This is a genomic window from Helicobacter sp. 12S02232-10, from assembly GCF_002272895.1.
Taxonomy (GTDB): domain Bacteria; phylum Campylobacterota; class Campylobacteria; order Campylobacterales; family Helicobacteraceae; genus Helicobacter_J.
Window position 1 is genome coordinate 306,688 of record NZ_MLAQ01000001.1, and the last position, 5,133, is coordinate 311,820.

The 5,133-nt window shown below is 36.7% G+C and carries 1 protein-coding gene; it reads right to left on the reverse strand.

What is annotated here, in order from left to right; translation table 11 throughout:
- On the reverse strand, positions 1–5,133 hold a 5,133-nt coding region (locus BKH41_RS09705; RefSeq protein WP_180762691.1), incomplete at both ends, for a hypothetical protein.

A 5,133-nucleotide genomic window follows, 5' to 3' on the forward strand; every position in this document is an offset into this window, starting at 1 on the left:
CATACTTCTTAAAGAATGCAAGCCAATAGCTGTGATGGAAGAACCAGTTTTGCCATTGGTCACACCCATTCCAATATGGTTGGTTTGGAAATAAGAACTTTCAGAAGGATTGGTTGTATCAAAGCTTAGATTGTAATAGGTTCCATTTTCTTTATTGTTGGGTGTATCACTTTTTAGTTGGGTGTAAAGATCTCCAATCAATGTGGTGTGATTAGCAATCAAAGAAGATCCTGCTCCTAACATCACACCATCAGAAGCACTACTAGAAGTATTTGCTTTCAAGCCTTTGATCTCTAAAGTCCCACCTGGATGATTTAAATTCAAGATATTTTTAGAAGCATCTGTATTCTTAAAGGTCACACTAGGAGCTTTGAAGGTATGAGGAGCATCTCCTCTTTGTGGTTGTTTTAAAGAACCTTCATAAGATTTTTCAAGCAAAGTGATATCAGAAGCATTATTGATATCATAAAGAGAGTTTGGATTGAGGGTTAGATTTAAAGCTGCTCCATTGCCTTGAGATAATGCACCATAGAATTTTGATTGTAAATTCACAGCATTGCCATTGGAATCTGTTTGAGGGACATCTCCAAATGCAAGTGTTAAATCTTTATCTTGTGTCCAATCTCCAATCAAAGAATTGTTTGTAAGATTTAATTGTGAATCTTTTGGAATGGGAGCATAGGTGGTAGTATTGTCACTAGAATTTATTGTTGCTTTGGTTTGAAGAGCAAGGATGGCACCTGTGTCATTGAAATTTAAATTTGTTGCTCCACTGCCTAGATAGACTCTTAAGACATTTGGAAGTGCAGTATTAGTTTGATTGGCAATGATGGAACCTTCTCCACTAAAGGTGAGGGTTTGTGCAAAGGAGTTGTTTTCTAAATCAATTTTTTGACCTTCAAAAGAAGATGGTTTTAATGGGTGGTTGAGTCCTGTTAAATCATTTATAGAAGTATGGTCTAAAGCAGTTTGATTGCCATAGAAATTAAGATTTAAGCTGTAATCATTTTCTACCAAATCCCCTTTAAAAGAAGAACCATAGATTGCAATTTGGCTGCCTTTGATGATGGGTTTTTTATCATCTGCAGTGACTCCACTAAAGCCATCTAAATCAGATGGATCATTTGAAGCTTTTTGCGGGTTTGTATTATTGATTGCAGTAAATCCTGCATTATTCAATGCATTTAGAATGCTTTGAGTATTGGTAGAGTTTGAAGATTCTTTAGAATCTATAGATTCTAAAGGGTTTGTTTCAGAAGCTTGGGCATTGCTATTAGCTATTGTATTGTCTAAACCAGCAAGATTATAGATGGTGATGGAATTAGAAATGTTATTTTTAGAATCAGTACCACTCGAAGAAGAAGAATCACCACTAGCATTTGCTTTTCCACCTAGGATGGAGCCTGCAAATTTGATGTCTTTTGTATTGCCACTAAAATCAAATGTGAGTTTGTGTTCTCCTTGACCAACAACTGCCATTCCATAAGCTGATGGTGGTGTGTTGCCATTATTGGAACTAAAATCAAAGGAATAGTTGATATCAGGATGGACTTCTGTACTATCATCTGTTTTTTTAGTTTGTCCTAATATCCCACTTAAGGTTGTATTGATGAGACTTACATTTCCAACAGCTTGATAGATTTGAGAAACTTTTAAGAGACCTGCATTATAAAAGCCATAGGTTGAATCATTAGTCCCTCCTAGTATTGTTCCTGTATAACCACTCTGTGCTTTTGAGGCATCAAAGGTTTTTGGAGTGAAGACAAAGTTGATGTTCTTTTTAAAATGATCATTTGCATAACCAATATTGGCATCAGAAGATTTGCCTTGTATATAGCCATCGGTATAGGTTATATCTGCTATTGCTGTTTCTGTTGATTTATCTATTGTGCCTGATGTGCCTGTACCTTCTGTTGATTTATCTGCTGTACCTTCTGCTGATTTATCTGATGCTGTTCCTTCTTGAGTATGGCTAGCACCTTTTTGTGTGAGGGTATAAAAGATTAGAGAATTTGCATCTTGATTGGTTGCATTAGCTGGAGTATTTGGAACAATGATTAGATGTCCTGAAGCATCTTTATCCAATGTTGCATTTCCAAATGTTGCATTCAAACCTGAAGCATTCGAAGTTGTTTGGATGATGCCTTTAGTTTCACTGGCATTACTTTTAGAAAAGACTGAAGCATCTTGAGAGTTTGCATTTAAGATGACATTAGTGTGTGTGATGCCTAAGCTTCCTTTGAAGTTTGTTGTATCGATATTGGTTTGTGTTTTTAAAAGAGTGCTTAAATCATTGCTAGTGCTACTTTTTTCTTCTTCAGTGGAAACTTTTGAGAAATCAAGATTGCTTAGATGATCAAAGGTTAAAAAAGAACTCTTAGAAGTATCATCAGAAGAGATTGTTGTTGCAGTGCTTAATTTACCAATCACAGAACCATCTGTTTGCTTTGCATCAGTTCCTCCAAACTTTAAGGTTAAACCGAGTGTATCTGCATTGATAGAACCAATTGTTAAAGATTTTGGAGTGTTGGAATCTTGTGTAGGAGTTTCTTTAGAGAGTGGGGAAGAATTGTTAGAAGTGTCTGTAAGAGTGTCTTTAGAAGCAAGAGTTGTTGGATTAAAATCAAGAGTACCTGATATGCTTCCTTTAAAACTTCCACTTCCATTTGTTCCACTGATGGCTCCAATGCTTTGACCTTGCATTGCATTGAAGGTTAAAGAAGAATCACTTGAAGAAGAACTTTGGATAGCTCCAATAGAAGAAGCACTGATATCTCCTTGAATAAAAGCACTGCCTCCTGTGATTTTTATATCACCTAAGGTTGTGTTTTTAACTCCTTTGAATGCAATACTACCACCTCCACCACTTAAAGTGATGTTTCCTGCAGAAGCATTCTCACTGAAGGTAATATTTCCTGTTCCTGCTGTTTGTTTGATTTCTCCTACCTTAGAACCACTAGAAGCATCTAGAGTAAAGGTGCCTCCATTGCTAGTGATAGCACCTAATTCAGATTTGTTTTTAGCAGTGATGTTTAGAGTGCCGTTACTTGTGATGCTACCATTGGATTTGGATGCATCTAGAGTTAGATTATATTTAGAGTTAGCATCAATGCTATTGACATTGCCTTTGATGGTAGAGGAGTTAGTGGCTGTGAGATTAAATGTACTGTTATTACCAATTGCAATGCCTCCTGTGGAGGTATCAATCGTCGAATTATCTGCTGTCCAATTCCAAGTGCTTGCTGTAGAGTTTTTTAGCTTTCCTGTCATTGAAGCATTGTTGGTGAAGTGGGCATTGATGGAGCCATAACTTAAAAAAGCATTACCTTCCCATTGTGAATTGTCTAGATTGATGGTGTAAGTGCCATCTCTAAAAGTTTCACCATTACTAGGGGCACCACTAACATTACCTATCCATTTAGCTTGATTGCTTAGATTCAGAGTGATGTTACCAGTCTGACTTTCTATATCTCCTTTGAGGGCATAACCTTTGGAGGCATTGTTACCACTAAAGTTGGCTGTGATTAAAGCTTTAGAAGATGGATATCTTGCATATATATTTTTCAATGCATTTCCCGAAGTTACTTCCATTGAAGAATCAGTAAAATTAAGTGTCTCATTTACATTTACGTAATTGGGATTTTGCTTGCCTCGAATATTGCCTATATATGCTGACCCACTCGAAAATGTCAGATTTACATTGCCTTTTTGATTGAAAATATTGCTTTGAAATGTTGATTGGTTTTTAGCAATGATCTTTGTGTTTGCTGCATAGCCGTTATTGTTAAGATCTGCTGAAGCTTGAACACTAGAATGATCTAAATTCCATATCATATTGGCACCATTTGTGATTTTGCCTGTAATTGTGTTTTTGCTATTTTCTCTAAGATTAAAGTTTAAGGTGCTAGCTGTGTTTGAGATTTGCCCACTTGTGATGGTAGAGTTGTTAGTGGCTGTGAGATTCAGGGTACTGTAATTACCAATCGTAATGCCTCCTGTGGAGGCATCAATAGTCGAATTATCTGCTGTCCAATTCCAAGTGGTTGTTGTAGAGTTTTTTATTGCTCCTGTCATTGAAGCATTATTCAACTTAAGATTGATGACACCAAATGAAGCTTTCATATCACCTTTGATAGTAGAACCATTAGTGGCTGTGAGATTTAACGTACCGTTATTGCCTGTTCCGATACCTCCTGTAGAGGGATCGGAAGCATCAATGGTAGAGTTATTTAATGTCCAATTCCAAGTTCCTGTAGTAGAATTTTTTACTCTTCCTGTCATTTTCGAGTCGATGAAAGTGGCATTGACATCGCCGCCCCAGTCAGCGTCTGCATTGCCTATCCAAGTTGATTTATTAAATCTTAGAGTAGTGGTGGCACCAGGAGCAAGAACCATAGTAGCAATATTTCCTATCCATTTGGCATTGTTGAAACTTAAACCCCATTTGTAGGATCTAGCAGCAATATCGCCTTTGAAAATATTATTTGTAAAATTAACTTGGGTTGGCATCGGGGTGGCATAAAAAAACAGATTTCCGATATAGGCGTAGCCTTTCCACTCAGGGTGGGCAGTCCCCTGATAACCACCATTAAAGTTTAAGGTGAAATTTCCGATTGCATCTTTGATTTCTTGGTTGTGAGGCCAATTATCTGCAATCATTCCAAGATATCCTAACCAAAGTGAGTCTTTAAAATTTATCGTTGTTTTGACATTGTAATTGGCAGTATCATCTCCATATAAACCATTGAATGTCCAATTCATATTGATTGTAGAAAATCTTACTATTGCTTTATTGGCATCTAATACAACAGTATCGGGGAATTTATCTGTAGCACTGGCTTGCGTATAGGTAAATTGATAAATACCATCATTGCCTTTGGTCAAATCTAATTTAGGAAAAGGGGTGTTTGTTATGAGCTGGGCACAAGAAGCACCTCCGCCCATAGCACAAGAGGTATCTCCTTTTATAAGATCATCAGCTCTTAAAATCTCACCGCTAAATGGAAATAATAAGGCTGCTAAGACAAATGAAAATAGGGGTGAAAATTTTTTTTTGGTTTTGGAAGAATTTTTATTCTGAAAGGGAGTGTCTAAATCTCTAGGATTGGAATCTTTAAGAGAAGAGCTATTTAG